The sequence below is a fragment of the Deferrisoma camini S3R1 genome (assembly GCF_000526155.1).
GTDB lineage: Bacteria > Desulfobacterota > Deferrisomatia > Deferrisomatales > Deferrisomataceae > Deferrisoma > Deferrisoma camini.
Window position 1 is genome coordinate 656,947 of the sequence record NZ_JAFN01000001.1, and the last position, 15,133, is coordinate 672,079.

The 15,133-nt window shown below is 70.5% G+C and carries 14 protein-coding genes; all 14 read left to right on the top strand.

Going from position 1 to position 15,133, the window contains the following annotated elements; translation table 11 throughout:
- The first annotated feature begins 32 nt into the window (after nt 1-32).
- Nucleotides 33-1,100 carry a glycosyltransferase family 4 protein gene (locus DEFCA_RS19005; RefSeq protein WP_281173803.1) on the top strand — a complete coding sequence of 356 codons (1,068 nt, stop codon included), beginning with the start codon at nt 33-35 and terminating at the stop codon, nt 1,098-1,100.
- Nucleotides 1,101-1,103: 3 nt separating this feature from the next.
- Entirely contained in the window at nt 1,104-1,997 is an 894-nt protein-coding gene (locus DEFCA_RS20185; protein WP_025321521.1) for a glycosyltransferase family 9 protein, read from the top strand.
- A 184-nt stretch (nt 1,998-2,181) separates the two neighbouring features.
- A complete protein-coding gene (locus tag DEFCA_RS0102805) occupies nt 2,182-2,922 on the top strand; it encodes a polysaccharide pyruvyl transferase family protein (RefSeq protein WP_342672963.1) in 741 nt (246 codons plus the stop codon).
- On the top strand, nt 2,919-3,926 hold the full coding sequence (locus tag DEFCA_RS0102810) for a glycosyltransferase family 9 protein (protein WP_025321523.1): 1,008 nt from the start codon (nt 2,919-2,921) through the stop codon (nt 3,924-3,926). The genes DEFCA_RS0102805 and DEFCA_RS0102810 overlap by 4 nt, the downstream gene beginning before the upstream one ends.
- Nucleotides 3,923-5,020, top strand: coding sequence for a glycosyltransferase family 4 protein (locus DEFCA_RS21915; RefSeq protein WP_025321524.1), 1,098 nt, complete (start codon nt 3,923-3,925; stop codon nt 5,018-5,020). The genes DEFCA_RS0102810 and DEFCA_RS21915 overlap by 4 nt, the downstream gene beginning before the upstream one ends.
- Nucleotides 5,021-5,183: 163 nt before the next feature.
- Nucleotides 5,184-6,170, top strand: a complete 987-nt coding sequence (locus DEFCA_RS0102820; RefSeq protein WP_025321525.1) for a polysaccharide deacetylase family protein — start codon at nt 5,184-5,186, stop codon at nt 6,168-6,170.
- A gap of 55 nt (nt 6,171-6,225) precedes the next feature.
- Nucleotides 6,226-6,459, top strand: a complete 234-nt coding sequence (locus DEFCA_RS0102825) for a hypothetical protein (RefSeq protein WP_025321526.1) — start codon at nt 6,226-6,228, stop codon at nt 6,457-6,459.
- Entirely contained in the window at nt 6,459-6,875 is a 417-nt protein-coding gene (locus DEFCA_RS0102830) for a type II toxin-antitoxin system VapC family toxin (RefSeq protein WP_025321527.1), read from the top strand. Before DEFCA_RS0102825 ends, DEFCA_RS0102830 begins: the two co-directional genes overlap by 1 nt.
- A gap of 3 nt (nt 6,876-6,878) precedes the next feature.
- Entirely contained in the window at nt 6,879-8,033 is a 1,155-nt protein-coding gene (locus DEFCA_RS20190; protein WP_025321528.1) for a glycosyltransferase family 4 protein, read from the top strand.
- Nucleotides 8,023-9,030 carry a D-glycero-beta-D-manno-heptose-7-phosphate kinase gene (gene rfaE1, locus DEFCA_RS0102840; protein WP_084318706.1) on the top strand — a complete coding sequence of 336 codons (1,008 nt, stop codon included), beginning with the start codon at nt 8,023-8,025 and terminating at the stop codon, nt 9,028-9,030. Before DEFCA_RS20190 ends, rfaE1 begins: the two co-directional genes overlap by 11 nt.
- Nucleotides 9,014-9,724: a lipopolysaccharide kinase InaA family protein gene (locus tag DEFCA_RS0102845; protein ID WP_025321530.1), complete on the top strand. Its 711-nt coding sequence runs from the start codon at nt 9,014-9,016 to the stop codon at nt 9,722-9,724. The genes rfaE1 and DEFCA_RS0102845 overlap by 17 nt, the downstream gene beginning before the upstream one ends.
- A gap of 61 nt (nt 9,725-9,785) precedes the next feature.
- Nucleotides 9,786-10,343: a DUF4416 family protein gene (locus DEFCA_RS0102850; RefSeq protein ID WP_025321531.1), complete on the top strand. Its 558-nt coding sequence runs from the start codon at nt 9,786-9,788 to the stop codon at nt 10,341-10,343.
- Nucleotides 10,340-11,224 (top strand): YicC/YloC family endoribonuclease, encoded by an 885-nt coding sequence (locus DEFCA_RS0102855; protein WP_025321532.1) that lies wholly within the window; start codon nt 10,340-10,342, stop codon nt 11,222-11,224. The genes DEFCA_RS0102850 and DEFCA_RS0102855 overlap by 4 nt, the downstream gene beginning before the upstream one ends.
- 390 nt (nt 11,225-11,614) lie before the next feature.
- Nucleotides 11,615-15,109 (top strand): DNA polymerase III subunit alpha, encoded by a 3,495-nt coding sequence (dnaE, locus tag DEFCA_RS0102860; RefSeq protein ID WP_025321533.1) that lies wholly within the window; start codon nt 11,615-11,617, stop codon nt 15,107-15,109.
- Nucleotides 15,110-15,133 lie beyond the last annotated feature (24 nt).

Here is a 15,133-nt window from a genome sequence, read left to right on the forward strand (position 1 = left end):
CTCCTTTGGAATCCAGGCTGACCATCGTCCAGGTGACGAACTCGTCAAATCAAAGCGGCGGTACCCGCCAGGCAATTCTGCTGACGCAGGGGCTCGTGGAACGGGGCCACCGAGTGGTGTTCTGTGCCCCATCGGGATCCCACGCTCTCCGTGGGGCCGGGGCCGCTGGTGCAGAGCCGCGGGCTCTCGAGTTCGGGGGACTGGCGGCGCAGTGGCGGGCCTCCCGGCAGCTTCGGAGGATCGTTAGGGAAGCCGAGGCCCAGGTGGTCCACGCTCACCACACAAAGGGCCACAACGTGGCACTTCTGGCCACGTTCGGGGGGAGGTTCCCGCCCGTGGTGGTGAACCGGGGGGTGCTGTTCCGGCCGGAGTTCCCGGTGAAGTTCCGAACCCGGCGAACCGCGGCGATCATCACGAACTCACGGAAAGTGGCCGGAGTCTTGGAAGGATGCGGCGTGGATCCGAAAAAGATCCACGTGGTGTACAACGCGCGGGTACCGGCGGACCGGGAGAGCCTGCGCCGGGCCGGCACCGCCCTCCGGGAGGAGCTCCGGCTCGGCAACGGGCCGGTGGTGGGGGCGGTGAGCAGTGCGAGGCCGGAGAAGGGCATGCAGTTCCTGGTGGAGGCCGCGCCCCAGATCCTTCGTCACCATCCCGGGGCGCAGTTCGTGTTGGTGGGGGCGGGCACGGACCGGTTCGTCCCCCGGCTCGAGCAGCTGGGGGTTCGCGATCGGTTCCGGCTGCCCGGGCATCGATCCGACGCCGTGGCGATCATGGCGCTGTTCGACGTGTTCGTGCTCCCTTCCGTGGACATGGAGTCGTGCCCCAACGTGCTGCTCGAGGCCATGGACGTGGGGGTGCCGGTGGTCGGGTCGGACGTGGGGGGGGTGGGAGAGATCGTCGAGCACGGTCGCACGGGCCTCGTGGTCCCGAGGGGGGACCCCGGTGCCCTGGCAGACGCCGTGTGTACGATCCTGTCGCTCCCGGACAGGGGGCAGGCGATGGGCGAGGCGGGCCACCGAAAGATCTCCGAGCATTTCACCCCGCAGGACAAGTGCCAAAGGACCCTCGCGGTGTACGAGCGGGTCCTGGGGAGGTGATGCGTGGTGCGGGTGGCGTGGGTCCGTGACTTCGTGCGCGCCGTCCCTTACCTTCTGACGCCGAGGACCGTGGTGCTGCGGAGGTTCTCTCGTGCGTTGGGAGACAACCTCATGTTGACCCACCTGGCCCGCCGGCTGAGAGCCAGATGGCCCGGCCTGCGCATCGTGGTGGAGACGAACTGGCCGGAGCTGTTCTGGAACAACCCCCACGTGGCCGTGGCGGTCCGCTCCAAGGTGGCGCCGCGTTACGTTCGCCCGGCGTACCGGATCGACAGGGCCACCCAGGATCACATCCTCGATCAGCTGGCCCGGAGCATCGGTCTGCCCGACGACGACGGTGAAAGGGCGGTGGAGGTGTATCTCAGCCAAGAGGAGCGGGAAAAGGCCCTCGAAGGCCTCCCCCGGAGCTATGTCGTGATCTGCCCGGTCGGAAAACGGACGGTGGCCGGGAACCGGAAGGACTGGGGGTTCGAGCGGTTCCAGCAGGTGGTCCGTTCCGAAAGGGGTGTGAGGTTCGTGCAGATCGGCTCCCGGTCGGATCCCCTGCTCGAGGGGGTGATCGACCGGAGGGGCCTCCCCATCCGGGCAAGCGCCGCGGTGCTGGAGGGGGCGGAGACCGCCCTGTTGCTGGAGGGCGGGTTGATGCACCTGGCTCGCGCCGTGAACACGTCGGCCATCGTGATCTACGGTGGGACCGTGGCCCCCGAGGTGAGCTGTTACCCCGAGCACCTGAACGTGGCGGTGCGCGCGCCGTGCGGGCCCTGTTTTCGATCCCACGGCCGGGTCGGGGACTGCCACCGCCACGAGTGCATGGCCAAGATCCGTCCGGAGCTGGTTCAGGAGCTGCTGTCCCGGGTGCGGAGCGGGGTGAAAGGCGTGGTCGAGATCCCCTGGTAGCGGGTTGGGGGAGCCGTGGATTCGCCGTCCCTGGGGCGTGACCCCGCTAGGCGGCAGAAAAGGAGACCGAGGAGGCAAGGGGCCGCCCGTGATACTCTATTCCGTCCGTCGGCTGGATCGTCAGAATGTGGGAGATCTCTACTGTTCTCCGTTTACGTATTTTTCCTTCGGGGGAACGGAGGTCGTGGAGGTCGATATCGACGTCAAGGGGTGTTTTCGAGAGATACCGAAAGGAGAGACGGTCATCGTCGGTGGGGGAGGGCTCCTGAATGCTAGAAATAAGTGGAACAACAATCTAAAAAAGATTTTTGCCAGGAACAGGGTGGTCGTTTGGGGGGCTGGGTTTAATAGGCACTATGATAGATCGGTTCGGAAGCCTCTGGACCTGATGGATGTGTTCCTGCTTGGGATTCGGGATTACACGGCGAAGTACAACTTCGTCCCTTGTCCGTCCTGCATGTTGCCGTTTCTGGAGGACCGTTACGAGGTGCGCCGTGAGATCGGGGTGTACGAGCACAAGAACGCGCCCATCTCGGACGAGAGCCTTGCCGGCTTCGAACGGATGAGCAACAAGACCCAAGACGTGGAAGGGGCGATCCGCTTTCTGGGGGAGTCGGGGGCCGTCGTGACCAACACTTACCACGGAGCGTACTGGGGGCTGCTCTTGGGGAAACGGGTCGTTCTGTACCGAAAGTTCTCGACCCGCTTCGACGGGTTCCCGTTTCCCCTGGCCGAGTTCAGCGGGAACCTGGACCGCGACCTCTCCCGAAGCGCGCCGGCCCACGGGTACCTGGAGGCGTGCCGGAAGGCCAACGAATGGTTCGCCGGCCGGGTGGCCGAGGCGTTGAGCTGCCCGGTCTCCAGCCGGCCGTTCCCAGGGCAGCCCCGTCTGGGATCCGTGGAGAGAGAGGACGACACCGCGTGAGAGCCCTGGTGATCCAACTGCGCCAGATCGGGGACGTGGTGCTCACCACCCCGGTTCCCCGGATCCTCAAGGAGGCGCGGCCGGGGTGCCGGGTCACGTTCCTGACGGAGCGGCCGAGCGACCAGCTGCTGGAAGGGAACCCCCACATCGACGAGATTCTGCTGAACGACCGCAGGGCGCCCTGGTGGCGGACCCTGCGGCTCGGCCTTGCCTTGCGGCGGCGCCGGTTCGACGTGGTGCTCGACTTCATGGGCAATCCCCGGTCGGCCATCCTCGCGTTTCTGTCGGGCGCGGGCACCCGGGTCTCGTACCGGGCGCCGGGACGGGGCGTTCTGTACACCCATCGGGTTTCCGGTGCCGGGAACTACGCCGTCGAGATCAAGAAAAACCTCCTGGAGCCGCTCGGCATCCGGTCGGAGTGGGACCGGCCGGAGATCTTCCTCACGCCCGAGGAGCAGGAATGGGCGCGTTCGGAGCGAAGGCGGCTGATCCGGGAGGGGTCCGACCGGCTGGTGACCGTGGATCCTTCCCACCGGCGGGTCACCCGGCGCTGGCCGTCCGAGCATTACGGAAGACTCTGTGTTTGGATGGCCGAGCAGGGCTGGACCCCGGTGGTGCTGTGGGGGCCCGGCGAGGAGGGGGTGGCCCGGGCGGTGGTGGAGGCCTCCGGGGCCCGGGCGGTTCCGGCGCCGGCCACGACCCTTCGGCAGATGGCCGCCCTGATCGGGGCGGCGGACCTTCACGTGGGGAACTGCTCCGCGCCCCGGCACATCGCCGTGGCCGTGGGCACGCCGTCGTTCACGATCCTGGGGTCCACCAGCGTCGGCTGGACCCATCCGGCGCCCGAGCACACCCAACTCGCCCTGGGGCTCGACTGCCAGCCGTGCAACCGGAACCGCTGCAGCCGGGACGACCTGGCCTGCCTCCGGGGTCTCACGCCGGAGCGGGTGGCCGGGGCGATCGGCGAGTGGGTGACGGGCACCCTGGGTTGGAGGACGGCGTGAGGATCGCGGTGGTGCAGCCCAAGGTGGACCGGTCCGGCGGGGCGGAGCGGTACGCCCTGGCGCTGGTGACCGGTCTGGCCGCCCGCGGCCACGAGGTCCACGTGTTCGCACGCCGGGCCGAGGGACTCCCCGAAGGGGTGCGGCTCCACCGGATCCCGTCGGTTCCGTTCGGCCGGGCTTTGAAGACCTACAGCTTCTGGCGGCTCACGGCCCGGCGGATCCGGCCCCACCACTACGACGTGGTGCACGGATCGGGCAAGACCACCTGCCAGACGGTGCACCGGGCCGGTGGGGGGGTGCACCGGGCGTACCTGGAGCGGACGGCCGAAGCCGGGCGGCCGACCGGCTATGATCGGGTCGTCCTCGGGATCGAGCAGCGGCTCTTCTCGTCCCCCCACCTGCGGGCCGTGATCTGCCCGTCCCGCTGGGTGGCCCGGGAGGTGGAGCGGTTCCACCCCGAGGTGGTCTCCAAGATCGAGGTGATTCCCAACGGAGTGGACACGGAGCGGTTCCGGCCCGAGGGGCGCGAGGGCGACCGCCGGAGCGTGGGGGAGAGCCTGGGGATCCCCCCGCAGGACCCGTTGCTGCTGTTCGTGGGAACGAACTTCCGGCTGAAGGGGCTGGAGGCAGCCCTTGGAGCCCTGGCCCGCTTGCCCGGGGCCCATCTGGTGGTGGTCGGGGGCGACGACCCCGACCCGTTCCGGGAGCACGCCCGGTCCCTGGGGTGCTTGGATCGGGTTCATTTCGTGGGGGCCCGAGACGACACTCCTCGGTGGTACCGGGCGGCGGACGTGCTCGTCCATCCCACCGAGTACGACCCGTTTGCCAACGTCTGTTTGGAGGCGCTGGCCTCGGGAACCCCGGTGGTGACCACCCCGGCCAACGGCGCGGCCGACGTGCTGGAGGGGGCCCCGCTGGCGGGCGCCGTGGTGGAGGCGGAGCCGGAGGGGCTGACTCAGGCCATCTCGGGGCTCCTGGCCGCGGGACGGGCAGCCCGAGAGGCGGCTCGGGCGTTGGCGGAGGCGAGTTCGTTGGATGGGCACGTCTCGGCGGTCGAGCGAGTATACCGGCGGACGAGGGAAGGGGCATCATGAACGGGTGCACAGCCCTCGGGGAGGCGGGAGGGGGCGGGGGCACCGCAATCTCGAACCGTGGTGCTGGTGCCCCATGATCTCGATCCCGGTCCTGACTTATCACAGCGTAGATCCTGGGGAGCGGATTTCTCCGGCTTGCCTCGCCGGGCACCTCGAGACCCTCGTGCGGTTGAGTCTTCCGACCCTCCTGCCGAGCGAGCTCGATCGCCCCAGCAGGGGATGTCTTCTCACCTTCGACGACGGGTTCGCAGACCTGTGGACACACGGGTTGGAGGTTCTGGAGCGCCACGGGGTGCGGGCGGTGGTGTTTGCGATCCCGTCCCGTGCGGGCGAGGGGCCGGTACGGCCCCGGGGAAGGCCCGCTTGGGCGGGCCGGGCCGAGGGGGCCCATGCGGAGGCGGCTTGCGACGGCGGCCCGCACCCGGGGTTCCTGCGTTGGTCGGAACTGGCCGCCCTGGAGGCGAGCGGCCTCGTGGAGGTCCAGTCCCACTCCTGGGGGCACGCCATGGGGTGGGTCTCGAACGAGATCGTGGGGTTTCACCTGGGCCGGTTCGGCCGGGCCCACTGGTCGCTGCCCCAGTGCACCGGCGGGGACCTTCGGCTGGGGGTCCCGCTCTATCGCCGGGGCTCGGCCCTGGCCCACCGGCTTTACCGGGACGACCCGGCCCTCCGGGACCACCTGGCCGGGTGGCTCGATGCCCGAGGGGGCGAGGGGTACGTGGCCGAGCGGGGGGCCGAGGCGGTGACTCGGGAGCTCCGGGAGGAGCTGGATCGGTACCGGAGCCGGCACGGCGACCGGGGTGGTTGGGAGAGCGAAGGGGAGCGGGAGCGCCGCACCGTGGAGGACCTGGCCCGCGCCCGGCAGGCGCTGGAGTCGCGCCTGGGCGGACGGCGGGACCACCTCGCCCTGCCCTGGGGGCAGTACGACGCCGTGACCCTGGAGTGCGCGAGGCGGGCCGGGGTCCGGCGGGTATTCACCCTGGACCGTCGGCCGAACCCGGCGGGCCGGGTGGGGTTCCTGGTGCACCGGTTCGAGCCCCGGCCCAAGGGGGCGTGGTGGCTGCGCACCCGGCTGTGGATCTACCGCTCCACCTGGCGCACCACGATCTACGGCATCGTGTCGGGGCGGCGCAACGCGGGGAGAAGTTGATGTTTTCGGGGGGAGATGTATGATGTATGTGCGGCATCGAAGAGGAGGCCTCGCCATGCACCGGACCCAGATCCTCCTGGAAGAGACGCAGTACCTTGCCCTGCGGGAGCGGGCCAGGCGGGAGGGAAAGAGCATCGGGCAGCTGATTCGGGAGTTCGTGGACCTGGGGCTGTCCGGCGCTGGGGGGAAGGGGGCCCGTGAGAGGGCCTGCCTACAGAAGCTCGCGGGCCTGTTCGGCGACGGCATGGACCCGAGGGATCATGACCGGGTCCTGTACAGGGACCCGTGATGGCCGAGCTGTTCGTGGATACGAGTGCGTGGTTTGCGTTTTTCGACCGGGACTGCCGGGAGCACTCTGCAGTGGTCGATGTCTTGTCGTCTTGGGACGGGAGACTGGTTCTCACGGACTACGTCTTGGACGAGCTCCTGACCCTCACCCGGGTGCGGGTCGGACATTGGGCTGCCGTGCGGGTGGGGGAGGGGCTCCTGTCCGGAGAGGCCGCCCTGGTCGTGGAGGTGGAGGCCCGGGATTTCCGCGCCGCATGGGAGCTGTTCCGCAGCCATGCGGACAAAGAGTACAGCTTTACCGACTGTACATCCTTCGTGGTGATGCGCCGGCTGGGGATCCGGAAGGCGGCTGCCCTGGATCGGCATTTCGCCCAGGCCGGGTTCGAGGTTCTCCCCCGCGGCGGCCACGCCTTCTGAACGATGGCGGCTGCGCACTCCCCCCCCCCTCCCCGCATCCTCCACCTGGCCCATGTGCGGTGGTTCAACGCGGAGGCCCAGTACGCCCTGGACCTGGCCCGGGAGATGGCCCGGCAGGGCGTGGAGGTGGGGTTGCTGGGGCTCACCGGCTCCCCTGCCGTGGCCCGGGCCCGGGCCGGGGGGCTTCCGGTGTACGAGGAGGCCGGGTTCAACGCGAAGGGCATCGGTGCCTTGGGGAGCGTTCCGGCCGCGCTCCGGCTGGCCCGGATCCTGCGGCAGGAGCGGTTCGACGCGGTGGAGGTCCACCGGCCGGAGGGACTGCCACTGATCGCCTGGGCCTGCCGAAGGGCCGGGGTGCCGGTGGTCCGGGTGCGCGGCGACATGCGCCCCGTTCGGGCGGACCCGCTCAACCGGCTGGTGTACACCCGGGTCCTCTCCGGCGTGGTCGCCTCGAACACGGCGATCGAGCGATCGCTCCGGCAGCGCCTGGGACGGACCGTCCGGGTCACCACCATCCCCGGCGGGGTGGACCCCGACCGGTTCTCCCCCGAGGGGCCGGCGGCCGACGTTCGGGGGGAGCTGGGGTTTCCGCCGGACGCGTTCCTGGTGGGGATCCTGGGCCGTCTGGGCCGGGTGAAGGGGCACGCCGACTTCCTGGCCGCGGCCCGGCAGGCCGCGGGCCGGGCCGAAGGGGCGCGGTTCGTGATCCTGGCCAAGGAGGAGGGCCCGGCCCTCGAGGCGCTCCGGCGGCAGGTGGCGGCAGACCCCGTCCTGCGCGACCGGGTGGGGTTTGTGGGCCACCGGCACGACCTGGCCTCGGTCCTGCGGGGGTTCGACCTCGCCGTGGTGGCCAGCACGGGCAGCGAGGCCAACTGCCGCGTGGGCCTGGAGTGGATGGCCTCCGGCGTGCCGCTGGTGGCCACCCGGGTGGGGGTGCTGCCGGACCTGGTGGCCGAGGGCGAGACCGGGTTTCTGGTGGAGCCCGGCGAGGCTTCCGCCCTGGCGGAGAGGATCGTATACTTGGCCCTTCGTCCAGAGCGGGCCCGGGCCCTGGGTCGGGCGGCCCGGCGCCGGGTCGTCGAGCGGTTCACCGCGGAGCGGTGCGCCCACGCCCACCTTCGTTTCCTCTTCCCGGAACGGTTTGCGAATGGCTGGTGACGAGCAGTTGGACCGATGGGCCCGGGCCGCCCTGGAGCGGCTGGACGGGGGAGCCCGGCCGCCCCGGATCGGGGTGGTGGGCGACGTGATCCTGGACCGGTTCGTGTACGGCGACGTGGACCGGATCTCCCCCGAGGCCCCCGTGCCCGTGGTGGAGGTGCACCGGGAGGTGGTGCGCCTGGGGGGCGCGGCCAACGTGGCCCACAACCTGAAGGCCCTGGGCGCGGAGGTGGACCTCCTGGGGGTGGTGGGGGCCGACTCCATGGCGGGGGAGCTCACCGCGGAGCTCGAGGCCATGCGGATCTCCCCGGAGCTCCTGGTGACGAGCCCCGACCGGCCGACGGCCGTGAAGACCCGGGTCATCGCCCGGCACCAGCAGGTGGTGCGGTTCGACCGGGAGCGCAGGGGGCCCCTGCCCGAGGCGGTGCGGGCGGCGTTCTGGGAGCGGGTGGACCAACGGGCCGCCGGTTGGGACGGGATGATCGTGTCCGACTACGGCAAGGGGGTGGTGGACCGGGGCCTCGTGGAGCGGCTCGTGGGGTGGGCCGCCCGGACCGGGGCCTGGGTGTCGGTGGACCCCAAGCCGGTCAACGTCGAGGCCTACCGGGGGGCCAACGCGGTGACCCCCAACACCAAGGAGACCGAGGCCATGGCCGGCCTGCCGGCCCGGGAGGACGCCGAGGCGGCGGCCGCGGGCCGGGCGCTGCTGGATCGGCTGGGCCTTTCCGCGGTCGTGGTCACCCGGGGGGAACGGGGCATGACCGTGGTGGAGCCGGACGGCCTGACCCATCTGCCCACCCGGGCCCGGGACGTGTTCGACGTGACCGGCGCCGGCGACACGGCCATCGCGGTGTTCGCCCTGGCCAAGGCGGCCGGGGCCGGGGTGGTGGAGTCCGCGGCCCTCGCCAACGTGGCGGCCGGCATCGTGGTGGGCAAGCTCGGCACCGCCACCGTGAGCCGCGGGGAGCTCGAGGACGCCCTTGGGCCGACGCCCTGACCTTGGGACGGCCCCCGGCCGGTGGGTGGCGGTGGCCGGCTCCGCCCCGGGGCTTTCGTCCCTGCTGGAGCGGGGCACGTGGAAGGAGCTCGGCCGCCGGCCCGGCCGGGTCACCTTTCGGATCGAAACCCCCCGGGGACCCCTGTTCGCCAAGCGTTACGCCCCGGCCTCCCGTCTGAGGCTCGGCCGCACCCCCCACCGTGCCTTTGCCCGGGCGCGCCTGCTCCACGCCGCCGGCGTGTCCACCCCGGCGCCGTTGGGGCTGTACGTGAGGGGCCGTCTCTGGCCCCGGGAGGCGGTGCTGGTGACCGGGTGGCTGGAGGATGCGGTGCCCTGGGCACGGTTCCTCCGGGAGGTGGCTTCGGAGCGGGAGAACGGGGCCGCGGCCGTGGCGGCCCTGGTGGCCCACCTGCACCGATTGGGGTGGGCCCACTCGAGCCTGACGGAGCATCTGGTGTTCGCCCGGCACCGGGGGGGATACCGGCCGTTCCTGCTGGGGCCCGAAGGGGTGGTCCGGCCGGCCACGCGGCGGCGTCGGGTGGGCAACCTGGCGGAGCTGGCCCGGGAGGTCTCCCCGGAGACCCTGGGGCTGCGGGAGCGCTGGGCGGGGCTGCGGGCCTACGGGGCGGTCCTCGGCCTGGAGCGGGAGGCGCTGCGCCGGTTGTGGCGGGAGGTCCGGAGGGCCGGGGTATGAACCCGGCGACAAGATCGGCTCGTTTTTCCGGAGATCCCCCGGTCTGGGAGGAGGGGAGCGCGTGAGCCGCCCTAGGCCGCCGGAGCCGGCGTTCGTGGTGATGGGGGTGCTGGTGGCCGCGGCGGTGGACCCGGGCGCCGTGATGGACCGCATCGAGGCCGGGTTCGGACCGGCCCGGTCCTCCACGCCGTGGCTGCCCTTCGACTCGACCCGGTACTACGAGCGGGAGATGGGCCCGGGCATCCGCCGCGCATTCCTCTGGCTGGGGGAGCCGGTGGACCCCTCGACCCTGGCCGACCTGAAGGAGCGCTCCAACCGCCTGGAGGGCGCGTGGACGGACCCGCAGGGGCGACGCCGGGTCAACCTGGATCCGGGCGTCCTGGGGCTCGCGAACCTGGTCCTGGCCACCGGCAAGCCCGCGGCCCACCGCGTCTACCTGGCCCGGGGCATCTACGCCGAGGTGGAGTACCGGTTCGAGCGGGGTTCGTTCCGTCCCCTGCCGTGGACCTATCCCGACTACCGGGCCCCAGAGACGATCGCGTTTTTCAACCGGGTGCGCGAGTCGTACCGCCAATGGCGGGCGCGGCGCGCCCCAAGCGCTGAGGAACGATCCCCATGATCCGGAGCATGACAGGGTACGGCCGGGCCGAGGCCGAGGTGCTGGGAAGGTGGCTCACGGTCGAGATCAAGACCGTCAACCACCGGTTCTTGAACTTCAACGCACGGCTGCCCGGCGATCTGCAGCGGTTCGAGCATCAGATCCTCGGCCGGGTGAAGGAGCGGCTCCAGAGGGGCCAGGTGAACCTGTTCGCCGGCTGGGACGCGGCAGGGGCCGAGTGCCCGCCCGTGGTGATCAACCGCGAGGCGGCCCGGCGGGCGGCCGACCTGCTCCAGGAGGTGGCCCGGCACGTGGGCATCGAGGCCGAGGTTCGGCTGGAGCACCTGCTCGCGTTCCCCGCCGTGACCATGCCCGGGGGGCTGGCCGCGGACGCCGAGACCCTGTGGGAGGGGGTGGCGGCCCTGGTGGATCAGGCCCTGCAGGATCTGCAGGCCTTCCGGGAGCGGGAGGGGAACGATCTGGCCCGGGACATGGGTGAGCGGGTGGACGCCATCGAGGCCCACGTGGCCGAGATCGATCGGCTGCGGCCGGGGGTGCTCGAGGCCTACCGGGAGCGGCTCGCCCGCCGGGTCGAGGAGCTGGCCAGGGAGGTGCCGGAGGGGGACCTCCACGCCCGGCTGGCCATGGAGGTGGCCCTGTTCGCCGACCGGAGCGACATCTCCGAGGAGGTGGTGCGGCTGCGCAGCCACATCGAGAAGTTCCGGGAGCTCCTGGCGGCAGGCGGCGTGGTGGGCCGGAAGCTGGAGTTCCTGCTCCAGGAGATGAACCGCGAGACCAACACCATCGGCTCCAAGGCCTCGGACGCCGAGATCAGCCGCCGTGTAGTGGACATCAAGGCCGAGCTCGAGAAGATCCGGGAGCAGGTGCAGAATGTGGAGTGAGGGCGGTCCACGGTCGCCGGTCCACGGTCCGGGCAACGGCTGGGCCTCCCAGCCTCCCAGCTTCCCGGCCTTCTAGCCTTCTAGCATTCTATTAACCCGGCGGATAAACAGGCGCTATCGCTCCCTGCTCGGCGGGGCAAGGGACCTGTCGGAGAGCCGGGCGCGGCCCCTTAGCTCGCCGCGCAGTGTCTCTGATGCTTGGACCGCGAAATGGTTCGGATTCCACATAGTTGCCATGAAACCAGATCTTCAGTCCCGTGCCTGCGCGGCGAATCTCAATGCCCGGCTTCGCGCCCGGCCGGAGGCAGGTCCCTTGCCCCGCCCTCCAAGGTGACGCGCCTATTTTGTCGCCGGGTTAACTAGCTTTCCAGCCTTCCAGCCGAGAATCCCATGTCCCACGCTTCGTTCGTCCATCTGCACGTCCACACCGAGTACAGCCTGCTCGACGGCGCGATCCGCCTGGGCGACCTCATGGCCCGGGCCCGGGAGCACCGTCTGCCCGCCGTGGCCGTGACCGACCACGGCGCCATGTACGGCACCGTGGAGTTCTACAAGGCCGCCCTCAAGGCCGGCATCAAGCCGGTGTTCGGCTGCGAGGTGTACGTGGCCCCGGGCTCCCGCAAGATCAGGAAGCCCGGCCGTCACGGCGAGACCAACTTCCACCTGATCCTGCTCGCCCGGAACCTGGAGGGGTACCGGAACCTCTGCCGCCTGGTGACGGCCGGGTACACCGAGGGGTTCTACTACAAGCCCCGGATCGACAAGGAGCTGCTGCGGGAGCTCTCGGGGGGGCTGATCGGGCTCTCGGCGTGCCTCAAGGGCGAGGTGGCCCGGGCCGTGCTGCGGGGCGACCCGGAAGGGGCCCGGAGGCTCGTGGAGGAGTACGCCTCGATCTTCGGGGAGGGAAACTACTACCTCGAACTCATGGAGAACGGCATCCCCGAGCAGCGCACGGTGAACGAGGCGTTGATCGATCTCGGCCGGAGCCTGGGGATCCCGGTGGTGGCCACCAACGACTGCCACTACCTGGACCGGGAGGACGCGGCGAGCCACGAGGTGCTCGTGTGCATCCAGACCGGCAAGACCCTGGACGACGAGAAGCGCATGAAGATGTCCACGGACGAGTTCTACCTCAAGAGCCCGGAGGAGATGGCCCAACAGTTCGCCTACTGCCCCGAGGCGGTGACGAACACCGTGGCCATCGCCGAGCGGTGCAACGTGGAGCTCGACCTGAAGACCTACCACTTCCCCGAGTACCGGGTGCCCGAGGGCGAGACCCTGGCCGACTGCCTGGACCGCATGGCCCGGCAGGGTCTGGAGGAGCGGCTGCGGGCGCGGCGGTACGCGGGCGCCGAGGAGGAGGCCGAGGTCCGGCGGCGATACTTCGAGCGGCTGGAGCGGGAGCTGGGAACCATCCGGCAGATGGGGTTCCCGGGGTACTTCCTGATCGTGCAGGACTTCATCAACTGGGCCAAGCGAAACGGGGTGCCCGTCGGGCCGGGCCGGGGGTCTGCGGCCGGCAGCCTGGTGGCCTATGCCCTGCGGATCACCAACCTGGACCCCCTGCCCTACGGGCTGCTGTTCGAGCGGTTCCTGAACCCCGAGCGGGTGAGCATGCCCGACATCGACGTGGATTTCTGCTTCGAGAACCGCGACAAGGTGATCCGGTACGTCACCGAGAAGTACGGCGCGGACAAGGTGGCCCAGATCACCACCTTCGGAAAGATGCTGGCCCGGGCCGTGATCCGGGACGTGGGCCGGGTGATGGGGCTGCCCTACGGCGAGGTGGACCGGATCGCCAAGCTCGTGCCGGCGCGGCTGGGCATCACCCTGAAGGAGGCCCTGGACGAGGAGCCCCGGCTTCGCGAGGCCATGGACTCGGACCCCCGGATCAAGGAGCTGGTGACCCACGCCCTCAAGCTCGAGGGGCTCAACCGCCACGCCTCGACCCACGCCGCCGGCGTGGTCATCGGCAACCGGCCCCTGGTGGACTACCTGCCGCTCTACAAGGGCCAGAACGGGGAGCTGGTGACCCAGTTCGCCATGAAGAGCGTCGAGGCGATCGGGCTCGTGAAGTTCGACTTCCTGGGGCTCAAGACCCTGACCGTCATCACCGACGCCGTGCGCATCGTGAACGAGGGCCGGCCCGAGGGCGAAAAGCTCGACATCGACGAGGTGCCCCTGGACGACCCTCAGACCTACGAGCTGCTGTGCCGGGGCGAGACCACGGGGGTGTTCCAGCTGGAGAGCTCGGGCATGAAGGAGCTGATGGTCAAGCTCCGGCCGAGCACCTTCGAGGACATCATCGCGCTGGTGGCGCTGTACCGGCCGGGGCCCCTGGGCTCGGGCATGGTGGAGGACTTCATCCGCCGCAAGCACGGTCAGATCCCCATCGAGTACGAGCTGCCCGAGCTGGAGCCGATCCTCAAGGACACCTACGGCGTGATCGTGTACCAGGAGCAGGTGATGCAGATCGCCCAGGTCCTGGCCGACTACACCCTGGGCGAGGCGGACCTGCTGCGCCGGGCCATGGGGAAGAAGATCGCCGAGGAGATGGCCAAGCAGAAGGACCGGTTCCTGGACGGGGCGCGAAAGAAGGGGATCGACCCCAAGAAGGCCGAGAAGATCTTCGACCTCATGGCCAAGTTCGCCGAGTACGGGTTCAACAAGTCCCACTCGGCGGCCTACGCCCTGGTGGCGTACCAGACCGCGTACCTGAAGGCCCACCACCCCGTGGCGTTCATGGCGGCCCTGCTCACGAACGATCGGGCCAACACGGACAAGGTGGTCAAGGACATCGCCGAGTGCCGCGAGATGGGCATCGCGGTGCTGCCCCCCGACGTGAACGAGTCGGACCTGCACTTCACGGTGGTGGGCGACGCGATCCGGTTCGGTCTGGCCGCGGTCAAGAACGTGGGGGAGGCGGCCATCGAGAACGTGCTGAAGGTGCGCCGGGAGGACGGCCCGTTCCGGGGCCTGCGGGACTTCTGCCGGAGGGTGGATCTGCAGAAGGTCAACCGGAAGGTGATCGAGAGCCTGATCCGGTGCGGGGCGTTCGACTCCCTGGGGGGCTCCCGGGCCCAGTACCTGGCTTACCTGGACCGGTGCCTGGAGGAGGCCACGTCCCTGCAGCGGGACCGGGCCCGGGGCCAGACCAACCTGTTCGAGGCCCTGGCCGCGGCCCAGGGGGACGAAGGCCCCTCGGCGGTGGACGACGAGCTGCCCGACGTGCCGCCGCTGGCGCCGGCCGACGAGCTGAAGGCCGAGAAGGAGGTTCTCGGCATGTACCTCACGGGCCACCCCCTGGGCGAGTGGGAGGATCTGCTCCGGGCCTCCACCGACGCCCCCATCGGCGAGCTCGGCGAGCGGCCGGATCGGGCCCAGGTGACCGTGGGGGGCATGGTGGCGGCCCGTCGGGTGATCCGCACCAAAAACGGGTCGCGCATGGCGTTCTTCACCCTCGAGGACCTGACGGGCGCCGTGGAGGTCGTGGCCTTCTCCGAGGTGTTCGCCCGGGCCGAGGAGTGGATCCAGGCCGAGGACGTGCCCCTGGTGGTCCGGGGCACCCTCGAGCGCAACGAGGACAACCTGAAGATCCTGGCCGAGGAGGTCCTGCCCCTGGATCAGGCCCCGGAGCGGCTCACCCGCGAGGTGCACATCCAGGTGAACGCGGCCTTCCACGGCCGCGAGGACCTGGAGGCCCTGCACCGGCTGCTCGCCTCGGCCGACCTGCGGGGCCAGACCCCGGCGTTCCTGCGCATCGTGGTGCCCGAGAAGGCCGAGGCCGTGGTCCGGCTGCCCGACCGCTACGCGGTGCGGGCCTCCGGCGAGCTCAGGAGCCGGGTGCGCGAGCTGATGGGCGCGGACGTGGTGCAGTTCCGTTGACGGCTCCCGCCCCGATGGGGCGGC